General features: G+C 58.3%; 18 protein-coding genes. 14 read left to right on the forward strand and 4 right to left on the reverse strand.

From position 1 onward, the window contains the following. Positions 1-541: glycerophosphodiester phosphodiesterase (ugpQ, locus tag HMPREF9538_RS23590; RefSeq protein WP_009484081.1), on the forward strand; the 541-nt coding region annotated here is incomplete at its 5' end. A 23-nt stretch (positions 542-564) separates the two neighbouring features. On the opposite strand, the gene HMPREF9538_RS23585 is transcribed toward ugpQ, so the two are convergent. Further along, entirely contained in the window at positions 565-885 is a 321-nt protein-coding gene (locus HMPREF9538_RS23585; protein ID WP_004185983.1) for a DUF2756 family protein, read from the reverse strand. A 123-nt stretch (positions 886-1,008) separates the two neighbouring features. Here HMPREF9538_RS23585 and ggt point away from each other — a divergent pair, with 123 nt between their 5' ends. Continuing rightward, positions 1,009-2,754, forward strand: coding sequence for a gamma-glutamyltransferase (gene ggt, locus HMPREF9538_RS23580; RefSeq protein WP_009484082.1), 1,746 nt, complete (start codon positions 1,009-1,011; stop codon positions 2,752-2,754). Between the two features lie 89 nt (positions 2,755-2,843). Here ggt and yhhY read toward each other — a convergent pair whose 3' ends face one another. Both yhhY and HMPREF9538_RS23570 read right to left on the reverse strand, forming a co-directional pair. Further along, entirely contained in the window at positions 2,844-3,332 is a 489-nt protein-coding gene (gene yhhY, locus HMPREF9538_RS23575; protein ID WP_020316713.1) for an N-acetyltransferase, read from the reverse strand. Between the two features lie 227 nt (positions 3,333-3,559). Continuing rightward, positions 3,560-4,192, reverse strand: a complete 633-nt coding sequence (locus tag HMPREF9538_RS23570; protein ID WP_228701541.1) for a bactofilin family protein — start codon at positions 4,190-4,192, stop codon at positions 3,560-3,562. On the opposite strand from HMPREF9538_RS23570, the gene HMPREF9538_RS32745 reads away from it, so the two are divergent. From HMPREF9538_RS32745 to gntU, 6 genes are all read left to right on the forward strand, one after another. Beyond that, complete coding sequence (locus HMPREF9538_RS32745; protein ID WP_226326439.1) at positions 4,082-4,324, forward strand: hypothetical protein; 243 nt, start codon at positions 4,082-4,084, stop codon at positions 4,322-4,324. The two genes, HMPREF9538_RS23570 and HMPREF9538_RS32745, sit on opposite strands and share 111 nt — an antisense overlap. 153 nt (positions 4,325-4,477) lie before the next feature. Continuing rightward, positions 4,478-5,515, forward strand: a complete 1,038-nt coding sequence (locus HMPREF9538_RS23565) for an oxidoreductase (RefSeq protein WP_020316712.1) — start codon at positions 4,478-4,480, stop codon at positions 5,513-5,515. A gap of 121 nt (positions 5,516-5,636) precedes the next feature. Continuing rightward, positions 5,637-6,332 (forward strand): pirin family protein, encoded by a 696-nt coding sequence (locus tag HMPREF9538_RS23560; RefSeq protein ID WP_002920779.1) that lies wholly within the window; start codon positions 5,637-5,639, stop codon positions 6,330-6,332. Positions 6,333-6,445: 113 nt separating this feature from the next. Then, positions 6,446-7,441 carry a gluconate operon transcriptional repressor GntR gene (gntR, locus tag HMPREF9538_RS23555; RefSeq protein WP_002920777.1) on the forward strand — a complete coding sequence of 332 codons (996 nt, stop codon included), beginning with the start codon at positions 6,446-6,448 and terminating at the stop codon, positions 7,439-7,441. Between the two features lie 180 nt (positions 7,442-7,621). Then, positions 7,622-8,152: a gluconokinase gene (gene gntK / locus HMPREF9538_RS23550; protein ID WP_002920775.1), complete on the forward strand. Its 531-nt coding sequence runs from the start codon at positions 7,622-7,624 to the stop codon at positions 8,150-8,152. Then, complete coding sequence (gntU, locus tag HMPREF9538_RS23545) at positions 8,152-9,492, forward strand: gluconate transporter (protein ID WP_009484086.1); 1,341 nt, start codon at positions 8,152-8,154, stop codon at positions 9,490-9,492. Before gntK ends, gntU begins: the two co-directional genes overlap by 1 nt. Here the strand turns inward: gntU and HMPREF9538_RS23540 are convergent. Next, complete coding sequence (locus tag HMPREF9538_RS23540; RefSeq protein ID WP_004151411.1) at positions 9,489-9,851, reverse strand: hypothetical protein; 363 nt, start codon at positions 9,849-9,851, stop codon at positions 9,489-9,491. The genes gntU and HMPREF9538_RS23540 overlap by 4 nt on opposite strands. A 103-nt stretch (positions 9,852-9,954) precedes the next feature. Here HMPREF9538_RS23540 and asd point away from each other — a divergent pair, with 103 nt between their 5' ends. The 6 genes from asd to glgP all read left to right on the forward strand — a co-directional run bounded on the left by asd (position 9,955) and on the right by glgP (position 20,733). Continuing rightward, a complete protein-coding gene (gene asd, locus HMPREF9538_RS23535; RefSeq protein WP_002920570.1) occupies positions 9,955-11,061 on the forward strand; it encodes an aspartate-semialdehyde dehydrogenase in 1,107 nt (368 codons plus the stop codon). Positions 11,062-11,299: 238 nt separating this feature from the next. Next, on the forward strand, positions 11,300-13,486 hold the full coding sequence (gene glgB / locus HMPREF9538_RS23530; protein WP_004150069.1) for a 1,4-alpha-glucan branching enzyme: 2,187 nt from the start codon (positions 11,300-11,302) through the stop codon (positions 13,484-13,486). Then, the gene (gene glgX, locus HMPREF9538_RS23525) at positions 13,483-15,459 is read left to right on the forward strand and encodes a glycogen debranching protein GlgX (protein WP_009484087.1); all 1,977 of its coding nucleotides are present in this window, start codon (positions 13,483-13,485) and stop codon (positions 15,457-15,459) included. The genes glgB and glgX overlap by 4 nt, the downstream gene beginning before the upstream one ends. Positions 15,460-15,539: 80 nt before the next feature. Continuing rightward, positions 15,540-16,835 carry a glucose-1-phosphate adenylyltransferase gene (gene glgC, locus HMPREF9538_RS23520; RefSeq protein WP_002920566.1) on the forward strand — a complete coding sequence of 432 codons (1,296 nt, stop codon included), beginning with the start codon at positions 15,540-15,542 and terminating at the stop codon, positions 16,833-16,835. Further along, positions 16,835-18,268, forward strand: a complete 1,434-nt coding sequence (glgA, locus tag HMPREF9538_RS23515; protein WP_002920564.1) for a glycogen synthase GlgA — start codon at positions 16,835-16,837, stop codon at positions 18,266-18,268. The genes glgC and glgA overlap by 1 nt, the downstream gene beginning before the upstream one ends. Positions 18,269-18,285: 17 nt before the next feature. Further along, positions 18,286-20,733 (forward strand): glycogen phosphorylase, encoded by a 2,448-nt coding sequence (glgP, locus tag HMPREF9538_RS23510; protein ID WP_002920561.1) that lies wholly within the window; start codon positions 18,286-18,288, stop codon positions 20,731-20,733.

The following is a 20,733-nucleotide window of genomic DNA, read 5'->3' on the forward strand; positions in this document are numbered from 1 at the left end:
GGCGGGCGAGCTGGCGTGGGACGATCTGCTGAAGGTCGATGCCGGTAGCTGGTTCAGCCGTGAATTTAAGGGCGAGCCGCTGCCGTTGCTCTCCCAGGTGGCGGAGCGCTGCCGTCGTCACGGCATGATGGCGAATATCGAAATTAAGCCGACCACCGGGCTGGGGCCGCAGACCGGGAAAGTGGTGGCGCTGGCCGCGCGCGATCTATGGCAAGGCATGACCGCGCCGCTGCTCTCCTCTTTTGAAATCGACGCCCTGGAGGCGGCGCAGGAAGCCGCGCCCGAGCTGCCGCGCGGGCTGCTGCTGGATGAGTGGCGCGATGACTGGCGCGAATTGACCACCCGGTTGGGCTGCGTGTCGATTCACCTCAATCACAAACTGCTGGATGCGGCGCGGGTGGCGAGCCTGAAACAGGCCGGCCTGCACATTCTGGTGTACACGGTCAATAAACCCCAGCGCGCCGCCGAACTGCTGTGCTGGGGCGTAGACTGCATCTGCACCGATGCCATTGATGTCATCGGGCCGAATTTCCAGCCTTAAGACGGATTTGCGGCGGACGACCTTTACGGATTAGTCTGCCGCAGCATTCCACCGTTGTTATTTGGCCGCACCTGCTGCGGCGCATTCAGATTGCCGCCCTGGGCCGCGCGCTGCTGATTAGTCTGCAGCTGGTTTTGCAAATGCTGCTGCTGCGAGCGGGTCTGATTGTTCAGATCCTGCTTCAGCATGCTCTGCTGCTGCTGTTGCTGCACCTTCATCTCATTTTGCATGCGCTGCTGGCTGGGGACCACGTAACCCGGCTGGTTAGGGTTGTTATTAATATTGATCGGCTGGGCTAATACGCCAAGCGGCATCAGCGCCGCCAGAAACAGAATCGCTTTCATGGTTTTCTCCTCCCGTGCGTGGGATCACTTAAGTGTACCTCGAATCTGCCATAACAATGATTTTTTAGGAGTTATCAACCAGGCTTAAGCGGGGAATGAAACCTACCTTTCAGGAGTAAGACAATGATAAAAACAACAATATGGCGTCAGGTGGTCATCGCTGCGTTGCTGGCGGGGGGCAGCTTTACCGTCGCCGCCAATCCGCCACCGCCGCCGCCGGTCTCTTATGGCGTAGAGGAAGATGTGTTCCACCCGGTACGCGCCCGGCAGGGGATGGTGGCCTCGGTGGACGCGCTGGCGACCCGCGTCGGCGTGGATATCCTGCGCCAGGGCGGTAACGCTGTCGATGCGGCGGTAGCGGTAGGCTACGCGCTGGCGGTCACCCATCCGCAGGCCGGGAATATTGGCGGCGGCGGTTTTATGATGCTGCGGACTAAAGACGGCAAGACCACGGCGATCGATTTCCGCGAAATGGCGCCAGAGCAGGCCACCCGCGACATGTTCCTTGACGACCAGGGCAACCCGGACAGTAAAAAATCACTGACTTCGCATCTAGCCTCCGGCACGCCAGGCAGCGTCGCCGGTTTCTCCCTCGCGCTGGAAAAGTATGGCACCATGCCGTTGAACAAAGTGATCCGTCCGGCGATTAAGCTGGCGGAAGAGGGGTTTATCGTTAACGATGCGCTGGCGGACGATCTGAAGACCTACGGCAGCGAAGTGATCCCGCAGCATGAAAATAGTAAAGCGATCTTCTGGAAGAACGGCGAGCCGCTGAAGAAGGGCGATCGGCTGGTGCAGAAGAACCTCGGTAAGAGCCTGGAGCTGATTGCCGAGCACGGCCCGGACGCCTTCTATAAAGGGGCCATCGCCGACCAGATCGCTGACGAGATGAAAAAGCACGGCGGGCTAATCACCAAAGCTGACCTCGCCAACTACAGGGCCGTGGAGCGTACGCCGGTTAGCGGCGAGTATCGCGGGTATGAGGTTTACTCTATGCCGCCGCCGTCCTCCGGCGGGATCCATATCGTGCAGATCCTCAATATCCTCGAAAACTTCGATATGCAGAAATATGGTTTTGGCAGCGCCGACGCCATGCAGGTGATGGCGGAGGCAGAGAAACACGCCTACGCCGACCGCTCTGAATATCTCGGCGACCCTGACTTCGTCAACGTGCCGTGGCAGGCGCTGACCAGCAAGGCTTACGCCAAAGCGATCGCCGCCGAGATTGATGTCAACAAGGCGAAGCCTTCCAGCCAGATCCGTCCGGGCAAGCTGGCGCCCTATGAAAGCAACCAGACCACCCACTTCTCGGTGGTCGATAAAGACGGCAATGCGGTGGCGGTGACCTATACGCTGAATACCACCTTCGGTACCGGCATTGTGGCCGGTGATTCCGGCATTCTGCTCAATAACCAGATGGATGATTTCTCGGCGAAGCCCGGCGTGCCTAACGTCTATGGGCTGGTGGGCGGCGACGCCAATGCGGTGGAGCCGAAAAAACGCCCGCTGTCGTCGATGTCGCCGACCATTGTGGTGAAAGACGGCAAAACCTGGCTGGTAACCGGCAGCCCGGGCGGCAGTCGGATCATCACCACCGTGCTGCAGATGGTGGTCAATACCATCGATTTCGGGATGAACGTCGCGGAAGCCACCAACGCGCCGCGTTTCCACCATCAATGGCTGCCGGATGAGCTGCGGGTGGAGAAAGGCTTTAGCCCGGATACCCTCAAGCTGCTGGAGGCGAAGGGGCAGAAAGTGGCGCTGAAAGAGGCGATGGGCAGTACCCAGAGCATCATGGTAGGGCCGGACGGCATGCTGTATGGCGCCTCCGATCCGCGTTCGCCGGATGATTTAACGGCGGGGTATTGATGTGTTGCCCGGTGGCGCTGCTGCGCTTACCGGGCCTACAACTGTGCGAACGCAGGCCGGGTAAGGCGAAGCCGCCACCCGGCAACACGCTACTTTATTCTCGCCATATAATACGCATCCACATACTCACCGTTGCGCAGCGCGTAACGCCTGCCGGTGCCTTCGATCTCAAAGCCGTACTTCTTATACACCGCAATCGCCGGGGCATTATCGGCGAACACCGTCAGCTCAATACGCTCGACGCGCAGCCAGTTGTCGCACATATCAATCATGGTACGCATCAGCGCGCTGGCGACGCCGCGGTTGTGCCAGCGCGAATCCACGCTGACACCAAAATCGGCGACGTGGCTACGGCGGGGACGTTGGACGACGGCAATGCTTAAATGGCCGACGACTTGCTCATCGATACAGGCCACCAGTTGCTTCACGCCGGGCGTATCGGTTAGCCGCTCCCGCCACATATTTTCGGATGGATGAGGGACCTGTAGCGTGTTGTGATACACCTCCGGCTGGGCGTGAATTTGACGAATCGCGTCAATATCTTTCGGTTCAGCATGGCGTATCACGATGTCACTCATTCCTTGTTCCTCATTCAGGTGAAAAGTCCCTTTAAACATCACTGACTACGGCGTTCGAGTCAACACGCATTATTTGCAAAAAAAAGTAGACAAGTGCGAATGAGAATGATTATTATTGTCCTGCATTCAGGGAGACCCTTGCGGAAAGCCTGAAAGCACGACATTGCTCACATTGCTTCCAGTATTACTTTAGCCAGCCGGGTGCTGGCTTTTTTTTTGCTGCTATCTCAGGCGCTCTGCGGCCTGACGGGCTCCGCGTCGGCTTTGGAGGGTGCGTCTGCTACCAGACCGAGAATATGACTTTTGTTCTCCGCGGCGGCCAGCATTTCAGCGCGACCGCTAAAAGCGCCGCCTTTCTTGATCGCCAGCGCGCGATAGGCGAGGGTTCCCTCCAGATGGCCGTGCTCCTCGATGGTGATGCTGTCGCCATGACACTGGCCCTGCACCTTGCCGTCAATTATTAGCTCCCGGCAGCTGACGTTGCCCTCCACCTGGCCTTCACGCATTACCTTAATCAAATGCTCTTTGGCCTCAATGTTGCCGGTGACCTGACCGTGGATATAGACATGGCCGCTGGCGACTATATTGCCGACGAAATGCACCCCGCTGGCGATGACCGTAGTCTCGTGTTTTTTGCTGGCGACCGCTTCGGGTTCTGGGTTAATTGCCGGAGGCGTGGCTGCTTCTGATATCTGAGGTTCCGTTTTATTTTTCTTAATAAACATCGCGTTAATCTTGTTCCGTTGGCTATGGAGGAGGAAAGCGATAAGCGCGCAGGCGGCCGCCAGGCGCGCCAGCGCGCTTGCATCGACAGACCAGGCGATCAGCGCGAGAAGCCAGAAAAAAAGGGCGCCGTTTATGGCGAGATACTGTTTGTCCATCAGCAGCGGCTGGCTACTCCGTTAGTCATCAGCAACCTCCTGGTTTGCTCTCCACTTATCCGCAGTTTTGCCATGGCGATCAAGGTTTTTTGCCGAAAACTGCTGATTTAATCACTTATTAATCAATAAGTTATTAATAATTACGTATGAGTGATACTCGAACTATTTTCCTAACGAATCTTCACTGCAAGCAAACAGAGAGGATGAAGTGAGGGACCGGCTTGCGCTATGGTTGAAGGTAGCTCATTAACTAAGGACAGCGTTATGACTCTGCACTGCGCATTTATTGGCTTTGGTAAAAGCACCACCCGCTATCACCTTCCTTACGTTTTGCACCGCAAAGACCGCTGGCAGGTAGCGCACATTTACCGCCGCCGGGCGAAGCCCGAGGAGCAGGCGCCGCAGTATTCCCATATTCATTTCACCAGCGACCTTGAAGAAGTATTAAACGATCCACTGGTCAAGCTGGTGGTGGTCTGCACTCACGCCGACAGCCATTTTGAATATGCGAAAAAGGCGCTGGAGGCGGGGAAAAACGTGCTGGTGGAAAAGCCGTTCACCCCGACGCTGGAGGAAGCAAAAACTCTGTTTGCCCTGGCGAACAGCAAAGGTCTGACGGTGACGCCCTATCAGAACCGCCGTTTCGACTCCTGCTTCCTGACCACCAAAAAGGTGATTGAGAGCGGGAAACTCGGCGAACTGGTGGAGATCGAAAGTCATTTCGATAATTATCGCCCGCTGGCGGAGACCAACCCCGGCGGTCCGCAAAACGGCGAGTTCTATGGCCTTGGCGTGCATACCCTGGATCAGATCATTTCGCTGTTCGGCCGCCCGGACCATGTCTCTTACGATCTGCGCTCGCTGCGCAATAAAGCCAACCCGGATGACACCTTTGAAGCCCAGCTGTTCTACGGCGATATGAAGGCCATCGTTAAGACCAGCCATCTGGTGCAGATCGATTACCCGAAATTTATCGTTCACGGGCACAAAGGTTCGTTTGTGAAGTACGGCATTGACCAGCAGGAGACCAGCCTGAAGGCCAATGTCATGCCGGGCGAGCCGGGATTTGGCGCGGACGACAGCGTTGGCGAGCTGGTGTATGTCAACGAGGCAGGGGAGATGGTGCGCGAAGCGGTGCCGCTGGAGAGCGGCGATTATGGTCGGGTGTACGACGCGCTGTACGACACCCTCGTCAACGGCCAGCCGAATTACGTCAAGGAAACTGACGTTCTCACCAATATGGAGATCCTGCAGCGCGGCTTTGAGCAGCCTTCACCGGCCACCATTACCCTTACCCGATAAGTCAAATTGGCTCCTCTGCGCTTGTTCATATTTTTTGAACAGAGGAGTCAATTTTCACCCTCTATGATCGCCGGCGAAATGGGTCCACACTGACTCCATCGACAACATACGGGGGTGCAACATGATCTATTTACGCAAAGCGAACGAACGTGGCCACGCTAACCATGGCTGGCTGGATTCCTGGCATACTTTCTCTTTCGCCAACTATTATGACCCGAACTTTATGGGCTTCTCCGCCCTGCGGGTGATTAACGACGACGTCATCGACGCCGGTCAGGGCTTCGGTACCCACCCCCACAAAGACATGGAGATCCTGACCTATGTGCTGGAAGGGGCGGTGGAGCACCAGGACAGCATGGGCAACAAAGAGCAGGTGCCGGCGGGCGAGTTCCAGATCATGAGCGCGGGTACCGGGGTGCGCCACTCTGAGTACAACCCGAGCAAAACCGATCGTCTGCGTCTGTATCAGATCTGGATTATTCCGGAAGAAACCGGCATTACCCCGCGCTACGAGCAGCGCCGCTTCGACGCCGCCCAGGGCAAACAGCTGGTGCTGTCGCCGGATGCACGAGATGGCTCGCTGAAGGTGTACCAGGATATGGAACTCTATCGCTGGGCGCTGCTGAAAGATGAGCAGTCGGTTCACCAGATTGCCGCGGAACGCCGCGTGTGGATCCAGGTGGTCAAAGGCGAAGTGACCATCAACGGTACCAAAGCCACCACCAGCGACGGTTTGGCCATCTGGGACGAGCAGGCGATTTCGGTTCATGCCGACAGCGATAGCGAGATCCTGCTGTTCGATCTGCCGCCGGTTTGATAGTTATCTGAGCCAGGTTAAATAAATTGCGCAGCCTTCCCTCATGTTAGGGAAGGTTGCGCTTTGTCCGTGATAAACTGAGAAAATGTTTCCCGTTGATCACAGTCAGGACGATGAAAAAGAAAAGACCCGTACTTCAGGATGTAGCCGATCTTGTCGGCGTGACCAAAATGACGGTCAGTCGCTATTTACGCAACCCGGAGCAGGTCTCCGAAGCGCTGCGTGGCAAGATTGCCGTTGCCCTCGATGAACTGGGTTATATTCCCAATCGCGCCCCTGACATTCTTTCCAACGCCACCAGCCGCGCCATCGGCGTGCTGCTGCCGTCGTTAACCAATCAGGTCTTTTCGGAAGTACTGCGCGGTATCGAAAGCGTCACCGACGCCTTCGGCTATCAAACCATGCTGGCGCACTACGGCTATAAGCCGGAAATGGAAGAGAAACGCCTCGAATCGATGCTCTCCTGGAACATTGATGGCCTGATCCTCACCGAACGCACCCATACGCCGCGCACCCTGAAGATGATCGAAGTCGCCGGCATTCCGGTGGTGGAGCTGATGGACAGCCGGTCGCCGTGTCTCGATATTGCCGTCGGGTTTGATAACTTTGAAGCCGCCCGGCAGATGACCGCGGCGATCATCGCCCGCGGCCACCGCCATGTCGCCTATCTGGGGGCGCGTCTTGATGAACGTACTATCATCAAACAGAAGGGGTACGAGCAGGCGATGCTTGACGCCGGGATGACGCCCTACAGCGTGATGGTGGAACAATCCTCGTCCTATTCTTCGGGGATTGAGCTGATGCGCCAGGCGCGCCGCGAATATCCGCAGCTCGACGGCATCTTCTGCACCAACGATGACCTCGCGGTCGGCGCGGCGTTCGAGTGCCAGCGTCTGGGGCTGAAGATCCCCGATGATATGGCGATCGCCGGGTTCCACGGCCATGATATCGGCCAGGTGATGGAGCCGCGGCTGGCCAGCGTCCTGACCCCGCGCGAGCGAATGGGGCGCATCGGCGCCGAACGGCTGCTGGCGCGCATTCGTGGTGAAGCGATTACCCCTAAGATGTTAGATTTAGGTTTCACATTGTCACCGGGCGGATCAATTTAAACTGACAAGTTTGAAGTAGATCACACATATTCACATCTGGCACGAATGGATATTGCTTCTCCACAGGCCCGGCATGACAATGTTACCGATAACAGTTACCCGTAACAATTAACCGATACGCCGCCTTCGCGCTGGATGAGTCAGCCCCGGCGCGGCGTACCAGTCCAGTGGGAGGACGCTTTGAGCACGACTAACCATGATCACCACGTCTATGTCCTGATGGGCGTTTCCGGCAGCGGAAAATCCGCTGTCGCCAGCGAAGTGGCGCATCAACTGCATGCCGCGTTTCTTGACGGCGACTTTCTCCATCCGCGCAGCAATATCACCAAGATGGCCTCCGGCGAGCCGCTCAACGATGACGACCGCACGCCGTGGCTGCAGGCGCTAAATGACGCCGCGTTCGCCATGCAGCGTACCAACAAGGTGTCGCTGATCGTCTGCTCGGCGCTGAAGAAGAGCTATCGCGACATTCTGCGCAAGGGCAACCCGAACCTCTCCTTCATCTACCTGAAAGGCGATTTCGACGTGATCGAAAGCCGTCTGAAGGCGCGTAAAGGGCACTTCTTTAAAACCCAAATGTTGGTGACGCAGTTTGAAACGCTGCAGGAACCAGGCGCCGACGAGAGCGATGTGCTTATCGTCGATATCGACCAGCCGCTGGAAGGCGTGGTGGCCAGCACCATCGAGGTGATCAACAAAGGCAGTCACTAGTGAGTACTATAACGCTTGTTTTAACAGCAGTCGGCTCGGTATTGCTGCTGCTGTTTTTAGTCATGAAGGCGCGAATGCACGCCTTCGTGGCTTTGATGGTGGTTTCTATTGGCGCCGGTCTCTTCTCCGGCATGCCGCTGGATAAAATCGCGGCGACGATGGAGAAAGGGATGGGCGGTACGCTGGGCTTCCTGGCGATCGTCGTCGCGCTCGGCGCGATGTTCGGGAAGATCCTGCATGAAACGGGGGCGGTCGATCAGATTGCCGTCAAGATGCTCAAATCCTTTGGCCACAATCGCGCGCACTATGCGATTGGTCTCGCCGGTCTCATCTGCGCGCTGCCGTTGTTCTTCGAAGTGGCGATCGTACTGCTGATTAGCGTCGCCTTCTCGATGGCGCGCCATACCGGTACTAACCTCGTGAAGCTGGTGATCCCGCTGTTTGCCGGCGTTGCCGCCGCCGCGGCGTTTCTGTTGCCTGGACCGGCGCCGATGCTGCTGGCGTCGCAAATGCACGCCGACTTTGGCTGGATGATCCTGATTGGCCTGTGCGCGGCCATTCCGGGGATGATTATCGCCGGTCCGCTATGGGGCAACTTCATCAGCCGCTACGTCGAATTGCATATTCCTGACGACGTCACGGAACCGCATCTCGGCGAAGGCAAAATGCCCTCCTTCGGCTTCAGCCTGGCGCTGATCCTGCTGCCGCTGGTGCTGGTTGGCCTGAAAACCATCGCCGCGCGCTTTGTGCCGGTGGGTTCCACTGCCTACGAATGGTTCGAGTTTATCGGCCACCCGTTCACCGCGATCCTGGTGGCCTGCCTGGTGGCGATTTACGGTCTGGCGGTACGTCAGGGAATGGCGAAAGACCGGGTGATGGAGATTTGCGGCCACGCGCTGCAGCCGGCCGGGATTATTCTGCTGGTGATCGGGGCTGGCGGCGTCTTCAAGCAGGTGCTGGTTGACTCCGGCGTTGGCCCGGCGCTTGGTGAAGCGCTGACCGGAATGGGGCTGCCGATCGCTATTACCTGCTTCGTACTGGCGGCGGCGGTGCGTATCATTCAGGGCTCTGCCACCGTGGCGTGCCTGACGGCGGTCGGCCTGGTGATGCCGGTGATTGAGCAGCTGAACTACAGCGGCGCGCAGATGGCGGCATTGTCTATCTGTATCGCCGGCGGCTCGATTGTGGTAAGCCACGTGAACGACGCCGGCTTCTGGCTGTTCGGTAAATTTACCGGCGCCAGTGAAGCCCAGACGCTGAAGACCTGGACCATGATGGAAACCATCCTTGGCACCACCGGGGCGATTGTCGGTATGATCGCCTTCCAGCTGCTGAGCTAAGCCCGCTCATCTCCCGCTCGCGGGAAATAAAAAGCCAGGGTAACGCTGCTTACCCTGGCTTCTTTGCAATAAACCGCCCTTTTTCCCTCTTTTCCTTGCCAGCTATTGGCCCTTATTAGCGCTACGACGATGCTCGTATCCCTCGTCATCCCTTGCTGTGACTGGGTTTGTCGCTTTTTTTTGGCAAGCGGAAAAGCACCAGATTTCACGCTTAATCCATAATCAGGATCAATAAAATAGCGACGGAAAATATTCCATTCCCCGGGGGATTTCCCCGATAATCGTTGCGCTTTTGACGACGACCAGCGACGGTGGACAATGTGCAGGATAAGTTGCTTTTCTGATTGTTCAGCAATCATTGATTAATTTCACTTGCGACTTTAGCTGCATTTTGTAAGGTGAGGGATAATCCAGTTGGAAACTGGCCAGGCACAAACAGCACACACCTCGCAGGAATACGTTATGAAAAATGTTGGTTTTATCGGCTGGCGCGGAATGGTCGGCTCTGTCCTCATGCAACGCATGGTTGAAGAGCGCGATTTCGACGCCATTCGCCCGGTGTTCTTCTCTACCTCCCAGCTGGGACAGCCAGCGCCGTCATTCGGCGGTAGCACCGGTGGCACGCTGCAGGATGCGTTCGATCTGGACGCGCTGAAGGCGCTGGACATTATTGTCACGTGCCAGGGCGGCGATTACACCAACGAGATTTACCCGAAGCTGCGCGCAAGCGGCTGGCAGGGTTACTGGATTGACGCGGCTTCTTCGCTGCGCATGAAGGACGATGCGATCATTATCCTCGACCCGGTTAACCAGGATGTGATCACCGCCGGCCTGAACAACGGCGTGAAAACCTTTGTCGGCGGCAACTGCACCGTCAGCCTGATGCTGATGTCCCTCGGCGGCCTGTTTGCTCAGGATCTGGTGGAGTGGGTCAGCGTGGCGACGTACCAGGCGGCTTCCGGCGGCGGCGCGCGTCATATGCGCGAGCTGCTGAGCCAGATGGGGCAACTGCATAATCATGTGGCCGCGGAGCTGGCGGACCCGGCTTCCGCCATCCTGGATATTGAGCGCAAAGTGACGTCGCTGACCCGCAGCGGCGAGCTGCCGGTCGATAACTTTGGCGTACCGCTGGCGGGCAGCCTGATCCCGTGGATCGACAAACAGCTGGATAACGGTCAGAGCCGCGAAGAATGGAAAGGCCAGGCGGAGACCAACAAGATCCTCGCCACCTCGTCCGTTATCCCGGTAGACGGCCTCTGCGTTCGCGTTGGCGCGCTGCGCTGCCACAGCCAGGCGTTTACCATCAAGCTGAAGAAAGATGTTTCTATCCCGACCGTTGAGGAGCTGCTGGCCGCGCACAACCCGTGGGCCAAAGTGGTACCGAACGATCGTGAGATTACCATGCGCGAGCTGACCCCAGCCGCGGTGACGGGCACCCTGACCACCCCGGTAGGACGCCTGCGTAAACTGAATATGGGGCCGGAGTATCTATCGGCCTTTACCGTTGGCGACCAACTGCTGTGGGGCGCCGCGGAGCCGCTGCGCCGGATGCTTCGCCAGCTGGCGTAAGCCCAGGATGAACAGAAAGGGGGTCTTCAAGCCCCCTTTTTTTTTGCGTAATACAAGGAGTAAACGCGGATGTTAGATTTTTCCCCACGGAGGTAACTCAGCCTTGGCTATGCTTTAAGTAAGGAATTCCTTACCTGAAGGTGGGACGGAGCAGGAGGATGCTGAGAGCACTGCGCCGTTCAGGTCAAAAAAAGTCGCCAGTTACAGGAATGAGCGACACTTACAACAGGATGAAAGCATGTCTAATCATATTGATAGAGACGTGATTAATGCGCTAATCGCCGGTCATTTCGCGGATCCCTTTTCCGTGCTCGGCATGCACCGTACTGACGCCGGGCTGGAAGTGCGCGCATTATTACCCGATGCCACCGACGTGTGGGTTATTGAACCGAAAACCGGACGCAAAGTCGGCAAGCTCGAATGTCTCGACTCGCGTGGTTTCTTCAGCGGCGTCCTGCCGCGGCGTAAAAACGCTTTTCGCTATCAGCTGGCCGTCACCTGGCACGGGCAGCAGAATCTGATCGATGACCCTTATCGCTTTGGTCCGCTGTTGCAGGACCTTGACGTCTGGCTGCTGTCGGAAGGGACCCACCTGCGCCCTTACGAAACGCTGGGCGCGCACGCTGCCACCATGGACGGCGTCACCGGTACCCGTTTCTCGGTGTGGGCGCCGAACGCCCGCCGCGTATCGGTGGTGGGGCAGTTTAACTACTGGGATGGCCGTCGCCACCCGATGCGATTCCGCAAAGAGTCCGGGATCTGGGAGCTGTTCGTTCCCGGCGCGCACAATGGCCAGCTGTATAAATTCGAACTGATTGACGCCCACGGCAATCTGCGGGTCAAAGCCGACCCTTACGCCTTTGAGTCGCAAATGCGTCCGGAAAGCGCCTCGCTTATCTGCGACCTGCCGCCCAAAGTGGAACAGCCAGCGGACCGCAGAGCGGCGAACCAGTTTGATGCCCCGATCTCTATCTATGAAGTGCATCTCGGCTCCTGGCGCCGTCATACCGATAATAATTTCTGGCTGAGCTACCGCGAGCTGGCCGACCAGCTGGTGCCCTATGCGAAATGGATGGGCTTCACCCATCTCGAACTATTGCCGGTTAACGAGCACCCGTTCGACGGCAGCTGGGGCTATCAACCCACCGGGCTCTATGCGCCGACCCGCCGCTTCGGCACCCGCGACGATTTCCGTTACTTTATCAATGCCGCGCACGCCGCCGGGCTGAACGTCATTCTTGACTGGGTGCCCGGCCACTTCCCGGCGGATGATTTTGCCCTTGCCTCGTTTGACGGCACTTCGCTGTATGAGCACAGCGATCCGCGCGAGGGGTATCACCAGGACTGGAATACCCTGATCTACAACTACGGACGTCGGGAAGTCAGCAACTACCTGGTGGGTAACGCGCTGTACTGGATCGAACGCTTCGGCATCGATGCGCTGCGGGTCGACGCGGTGGCCTCGATGATCTATCGCGATTACAGCCGCAAGGCGGGAGAGTGGATCCCCAACGAATACGGCGGTCGGGAGAATCTGGAAGCCATTGAGTTTCTGCGCAACACCAATCGCATCCTTGGCGAACAGACGCCGGGCGCGGTCACCATGGCGGAAGAGTCCACCGATTTTGCCGGGGTGACCCGTCCGCCAGCCGGCGGCGGCCTCGGTTTCTGGTTCAAATGGAACCTTGGCTGGATGCACGACACCCTGGATTACATGAAGCTCGATCCGGTGCATCGCCGCTACCATCATGACAAAATGACCTTCGGCATGCTCTACAACTACACCGAGAATTTTGTGCTGCCGCTCTCCCACGATGAAGTGGTGCACGGCAAAAAATCGATTCTCGACCGCATGCCGGGCGATGCCTGGCAGAAGTTCGCCAACCTGCGCGCCTACTACGGCTGGCTGTTCGCCTTCCCGGGGAAAAAGCTGCTGTTTATGGGCAATGAGTTCGCTCAGGGCCGCGAGTGGAACCATGACGTTAGCCTCGACTGGCATCTACTGGAGGGCGGCGACAACTGGCACCACGGCGTCCAGCGGCTGGTGCGCGACCTGAACCATACCTACCGGCATCATAAAGCGCTGCACGAGCTGGATTTTGACCCCTACGGCTTCGAATGGCTGGTGGTCGATGACCATGAGCGCTCGGTGTTTGTCTTTGTACGCCGTGACCGGGCGGGCAACGAGATTATCGTTGCCAGCAACTTCACGCCGGTGCCGCGCCACGACTACCGCTTCGGCATTAACCAGCCGGGCCGCTGGCGCGAGGCGCTAAATACCGACTCCATGCACTATCACGGCAGCAATCAGGGCAATGGCGGCGTGGTGGAAAGCGACGCTATCGCCAGCCATGGCCGCGAACATTCGCTGTCGCTGACCCTGCCCCCGCTGGCGACGATCTGGCTGGTCCGGGAGGCGCAATGACCTCACTCGCGGCAGGCAAACCTGCGCCATTGGGCGCCAGCTATGACGGCAAGGGGGTGAATTTCGCCCTCTTCTCCGCCCATGCGGAGCGGGTGGAGCTGTGCGTATTCGACGAGCAGGGCAACGAGCAACGCTTCGATCTCCCGGCGCGCAGCGGCGACATCTGGCACGGCTGGCTGGCCGCCGCCGGGCCGGGCCTGCGCTACGGCTATCGGGTACATGGTCCCTGGGACCCGGCGCAGGGGCACCGCTTTAACCCGGCCAAGCTGTTGATCGATCCCAGCGCCCACCGGGTCGAGGGCGATCTGCCTGACGATGAGCGCCTGCACGGCGGCATGTGGCAGCCCGATCGCCGCGACAGCGCCGCGGTCGCGCCAAAATCGCAGGTGGTGGATCTGCGCTATGACTGGCGTGGCGATAAACCGCCGCGTACCCCATGGGGGGAAACGGTGATTTATGAAGCGCACGTGAAAGGGCTTACCTTGCTTAATCCGCAGCTACCGGAAGCCATTCGCGGAACCTATAAAGCGCTGGGCCACCCGGCGATGATCGCTTACTTCAAATCGCTGGGCATCAGCGCCCTTGAGCTGTTGCCGGTGGCGCAGTTCGCCAGCGAGCCGCGACTGCAGCGGATGGGGTTAAGCAACTACTGGGGCTACAACCCGTTGGCGTGGTTCGCGCTGGATCCGCGCTACGCCAGCGACCCGGATCGCGCCCTGGATGAGTTTCGCGATGCGGTTAAGGCGCTGCACGCCGCCGGTATCGAAGTGATTCTGGATATCGTGCTCAACCATAGTGCGGAAATCGATCTCGACGGGCCCACCGTCTCCCTGCGCGGAATCGACAACCGTAGCTATTATTGGGTAAGGGAGGATGGCGATTATCACAACTGGACCGGGTGCGGTAATACGCTCAATCTTAGCCACCCCGGCGTGGTGGAGTGGGCGCGCCAGTGTTTGCGCTTTTGGGTGGATGAGTGCCATGTCGACGGCTTTCGCTTCGACCTCGCCTCAGTGATGGGGCGGACGCCGGAATTCCGCCAGGATGCGCCGCTGTTCGAGGCTATCCGCCGCGACAGCGTGCTGTCGCAGGTGAAACTGATTGCGGAACCCTGGGATATCGGCCCGGGCGGCTATCAGGTGGGTAATTTCCCACCGCTGTTCGCTGAATGGAATGACCATTTTCGCGATAGCGCCCGACGCTTCTGGCTACAGCAAAATGTCTCTTTGGGGGATTTTGCCCAACGTTTCGCAGCCTCCAGCGATCTCTTTGCCCGCGATGGCAAGCCGCCATCGGCGACGGTCAACCTGGTGACGGCCCACGATGGCTTCACGCTGCGCGACTGCGTTTGTTTCAATCAGAAACACAATGAGGCAAACGGGGAGGAGAATCGCGATGGGACTAACAATAACTACAGCAACAATCATGGTATAGAAGGATTAGAAGCGAATTTTGCGGTGATTGAACGGCGGCGCGCCAGCGCGCATGCGCTGCTGACGACGCTGCTGCTGGCTCAGGGGACGCCAATGCTGCTGGCGGGCGATGAACAGGGCCACAGCCAGCACGGTAACAATAATGCTTACTGCCAGGACAACGCCCTGACGTGGCTGGACTGGCGCCAGGCGAACCCGGGATTAACCGCCTTTACCGCGGCGCTGATCCACCTGCGGCGTCGTATTCCGGCGCTCACCCGCAACCGCTGGTGGCAGGAGGGGGATGGCAACGTCCGCTGGCTTAATCGCAACGCCCAGCCCCTGACTGCCGCGGAGTGGCAGCAGGGGGCCGCGTGTATGCAGATCCAGTTGTCGGATCGCTGGCTGCTCACGCTGAACGCCACCGCAGAGGTGGTCGATATGGTTTTACCCGAGGGGGAATGGCGCGCCGTTCCTCCATTCGCCGGAGAGGATAATCCGGTCATCATGGCTGTCTGGCATGGGCCCGCGCACGGAGTGTGCGTATTTCAAAGGTCGTAAGCCCTGAAGCTTTCGGTTGGACCCGTGGCGGCGGCGCGGCGGGATGAGCTGGAAAGCGGGGGTGTAAAAAGGAGTTAATCATGGTTAGGCTTGAAAAAAACGATCCGCTGATGCTGGCGCGTCAATTACCCATCAAATCCGTGGCGTTGATCCTCGCGGGCGGGCGTGGCACCCGGCTGAAGGATCTCACCATTAAGCGTGCGAAACCTGCCGTTCACTTTGGCGGCAAGTTCCGTATTATCGATTTCGCATTATCTAACTGCATTAACTCAGGGATCCGCCGCATCGGTGTTATTACCCAGTATCAGTCGCACACGCTGGTGCAGCACATCCAGCGCGGCTGGTCGTTCTTCAGCGAAGAGATGAACGAGTTTGTCGATCTGCTGCCGGCTCAGCAGCGCGTGCATGGCGAAAATTGGTATCGCGGCACGGCGGATGCGGTGACGCAGAACCTGGATATCATCAGCCGCTACAAGGCCGAGTACGTGGTGATCCTCGCGGGCGACCATATTTATAAGCAGGACTACTCGCGCATGCTGATCGACCATGTCGAAAAAGGGGCGCGTTGCACCGTGGCCTGCATGCCGGTGCCCATTGAAGAGGCATCCGCCTTCGGCGTCATGGCGGTCGACGAAAACGAAAAAATCATTGAGTTTGTCGAGAAACCCGCCAACCCGCCGGCGATGCCGACCGACCCGACCAAATCGCTGGCCAGCATGGGCATTTATGTCTTTGACGCCGCCTATCTTTATGAGCTGCTGGAAGAAGACGATCGCAACGAGAACTCCAGCCACGATTTCGGCAAAGACATCATTCCGAAGATCACCGAAGCTGGCATGGCTTATGCACATCCTTTCCCGCTCTCCTGTGTGCAGTCCGACCCGAACGCCGAACCTTACTGGCGCGACGTGGGGACGCTGGAAGCCTACTGGAAGGCTAACCTCGATCTGGCGTCAGTCACGCCGGAGCTGGATATGTACGACCAGAACTGGCCGATCCGCACCCATATGGAATCGCTGCCGCCGGCGAAGTTCGTGCAGGACCGCTCCGGTAGTCACGGCATGACCCTGAACTCGCTGGTTTCCGGGGGGTGCATTATCTCCGGGTCGGTGGTGGTGCAGTCGGTGCTGTTCCCGCGCGTGCGGGTGAATTCGTTCTGTAACATTGATTCGGCAGTCTTGTTGCCAGATGTCTGGGTGGGGCGCTCATGCCGCCTGCGTCGCTGCGTGATTGACCGCGCCTGTGTTATCCCGGAAGGAATGGTGATTGGTGAGAATGCGGAAGAGGATGCACGCCGCTTCTATCGCTCAGAGGAAGGTATCGTGCTGGTGACCCGCGACATGCTGCGGAAATTAGGGCACAAACAGGAGCGCTAATGCAGGTCTTACATGTATGTTCTGAGATGTTCCCGCTGTTAAAGACGGGCGGTCTGGCGGACGTCATCGGCGCACTGCCGGCGGCGCAAATCGCGGAGGGTATCGATACGCGCGTGCTGTTGCCGGCGTTTCCCGATATCCGTCGCGGCGTGGTGGATGCCCAGGTGGTGACCCGCCGGGATACCTTCGCCGGGCGGATCACGCTGCTGTACGGCCACTTTAACGGCGTGGGGATCTACCTGATAGACGCCCCGCATCTCTATGACCGTCCGGGGAGCCCTTACCACGATACCAACCAGCACGCTTATCCCGACAACGTCCTGCGCTTTGCGCTGCTGGGCTGGGTGGGAAGTGAAATGGCCAGCGGACTGGATCCGTTCTGGCGCCCGGATGTGGTGCATGCCCATGACTGGCACGCCGGCCTGACGCCGGCCTACCTGGCGGCGCGCGGACGCCCGGCTAAATCGGTGTTTACCGTGCACAACCTGGCGTACCAGGGGATGTTTTACTCCTGGCATATGAATGACATTGAGCTGCCTTGGTCGTTCTATAACATGCATGGCCTCGAGTTTAACGGGCAGATCTCGTTTCTCAAGGCCGGCCTCTACTACGCCGACCATATTACGGCGGTGAGCCCGACCTACGCGCGCGAGATCACCGAGCCGCAGTACGCCTACGGCATGGAGGGGCTGCTGCGCCAGCGCCATCATGAAGGTCGGCTGTCGGGAATTCTCAACGGCGTTGACGACGGTATCTGGAGCCCGCAAAACGATCTGCTGCTGCCGATGCGCTACGATCGCGACACGCTGGAGGAGAAGGCGGAGAACAAGCGTCAGCTGCAGATTGCCATGGGCCTGAAGGTCGATGATAAAGCGCCGTTGTTTGCCGTCGTCAGCCGTCTTACCAGCCAGAAAGGGCTGGACCTGGTGCTTGAAGCGCTGCCGGGTCTGCTTGAGCAGGGCGGCCAGCTGGCGCTGCTGGGCGCCGGCGATCCGGTGCTGCAGGAAGGTTTCCTCGCCGCCGCCGCCGAACACCCGGGCAAAGTGGGTGTGCAGATTGGCTACCATGAGGCCTTCTCCCACCGCATTATGGGCGGCGCCGACGTCATTCTGGTCCCGAGCCGCTTTGAACCCTGCGGCCTGACCCAGCTGTATGGTCTGAAGTACGGGACGCTGCCGCTGGTGCGCCGCACCGGCGGTCTGGCGGACACCGTCGCTGACAGTTCGCTGGAGAATCTGGCCGATGGTCTGGCGACAGGGTTTGTCTTTGAGGACAGCAATGCGCTGTCATTGCTGCGCGCTATCCGTCGCGCCTTTGTCCTCTGGTCGCGCCCGTCGCTCTGGCGCTACGTGCAGCGTCAGGCGATGAATATGGATTTTAGCTGGCAGGTTGCCGCGAACTCCTATCGCGAACTTTATCAACGCTTGATGTAACCACTGGAGTCATTGTTATGAATGTACCCTTTAGCTATGCATCACCGACGCTGAGCGTTGAGGCGTTAAAGCATTCTATTGCCTATAAACTGATGTTTATCATCGGTAAAGATCCGGCCATCGCCAACAAGCATGAATGGCTTAACGCCACGCTGTTTGCCGTTCGCGATCGCATGGTGGAGCGCTGGCTGCGCTCCAACCGCGCGCAGCTCTCCCAGGAAGTGCGCCAGGTGTACTATCTGTCGATGGAGTTTCTGATCGGCCGCACCCTCTCGAATGCGCTGCTGTCGCTGGGCATTTATGACGATGTGAGCAGCGCGCTGGCGGAGATGGGGCTCGATCTCGAAGAGCTGATCGATGAAGAGAATGACCCCGGGCTTGGCAACGGCGGTCTGGGCCGCCTGGCGGCTTGCTTCCTTGACTCCCTGGCGGCGCTGGGTCTGCCGGGACGCGGTTACGGCATCCGCTACGACTACGGGATGTTTAAACAGAATATTGTCGATGGCCGGCAAAAAGAGTCTCCTGACTACTGGCTGGAGTACGGTAACCCGTGGGAGTTTGAGCGCCACAACACCCGCTATAAAGTGCGCTTCGGCGGCCGCATTCAGCAGGAAGGAAAGAAAACCCGCTGGATTGAGACGGAGGAGATCATTGCGGAAGCCTACGACCAGATCATCCCCGGCTTTGACACCGACGCCACCAACACACTGCGTCTGTGGAGCGCGCAGGCCAGTAGCGAAATTAACCTCGGTAAATTCAACCAGGGCGACTACTTCGCCGCGGTAGAGGATAAAAACCACTCCGAAAACGTCTCCCGCGTGCTCTATCCGGACGACTCGACCTACTCCGGCCGCGAGCTGCGCCTGCGCCAGGAGTATTTCCTCGTGTCGGCCACGGTGCAGGATATCCTGAGTCGCCATTACATGTTGCATAAAACCTATGACAACCTGGCGGACAAGATTGCCATTCACCTGAATGACACCCACCCGGTGCTGTCGATACCGGAGCTGATGCGTCTGCTTATCGACGAACATAAGTTCAGCTGGGACGAGGCGTTCGAGGTGACCTGCCAGGTCTTCTCCTATACCAACCACACCCTGATGAGCGAAGCGCTCGAGACCTGGCCGGTGGATATGCTGGGTAAAATTCTGCCGCGCCATCTGCAGATTATCTTCGAGATTAACGACTATTTCCTCAAGACCTTGCAGGAGCAGTATCCGAACGATACCGACCTTCTCAGCCGCACCTCGATTATCGACGAGTCTAACGGCCGCCGTGTGCGGATGGCCTGGCTGGCGGTAGTGGTCAGCCACAAGGTCAACGGGGTGTCCGAGCTGCATTCCCGACTGATGGTGGAGTCACTGTTTGCCGAATTCGCCAAAATCTTCCCAATGCGCTTTATCAACGTGACCAACGGTGTGACGCCGCGCCGCTGGCTGGCGCTGGCCAACCCGCCGCTGTCGAAAGTGCTGGATGAGCATATCGGCCGCACCTGGCGGACCGATCTGAGTCAGCTTGATGAGCTGAAACAGCATATCGACTACCCGATGGTCAATCAGGCGGTGCGTCAGGCCAAGTTTGAGAACAAACAGCGGCTGGCCAGCTATATTGCTCAACAGCTCAATGTGGTGGTCAATCCGAAGGCGCTGTTTGATGTGCAGATCAAACGTATCCATGAATACAAACGCCAGCTAATGAATGTGCTGCACGTCATCACCCGCTATAACCGGATCAAGGCCGATCCGCAGGCCGAGTGGGTGCCGCGGGTGAATATTTTCGCCGGTAAGGCGGCCTCGGCCTACTATATGGCCAAGCACATTATTCACCTGATCAACGATGTGGCGGCGGTGATTAATAACGATCCGCAGATTGGCGACAAGCTGAAGGTCGTCTTTATCCCCAACTACAGCGTTAGTCTGGCGCAGCTGATCATTCCGGCGGCAGACCTGTCGGAACAGATCTCCCTCGCAGGCACTGAAGCTTCCGGTACCAGTAATATGAAGTTTGCCCTTAACGGCGCGCTGACTATCGGCACCCTTGATGGGGCAAACGTGGAGATGCAGGAGCACGTGGGCGAAGAGAATATCTTTATCTTCGGCAACACCGCGGAAGAGGTGGAGGAGCTACGTCGCAGCGGTTATAAACCACGCGAATATTACGAGCAGGATGAAGAGCTCCACCAGGCGCTGACGCAGATCGGTACCGGCGTCTTCAGCCCGGCAGAACCGGGGCGCTACCGCGACCTGCTGGATTCGCTGATTAACTTTGGCGACCACTACCAGGTTCTGGCGGACTATCGTAGCTATGTGGACTGCCAGGATCGCGTCGACGAGCTGTATCAAAACCCGGAAGAGTGGGCCTATAAGGCGATGTTGAATATTGCCAACATGGGCTACTTCTCTTCTGACCGGACGATCCAGGAGTACGCGAAATATATCTGGCATATCGACCCGGTAAGGCTGTAA

This window comes from Klebsiella sp. MS 92-3, from assembly GCF_000195655.1.
Taxonomy (GTDB): domain Bacteria; phylum Pseudomonadota; class Gammaproteobacteria; order Enterobacterales; family Enterobacteriaceae; genus Klebsiella; species Klebsiella pneumoniae.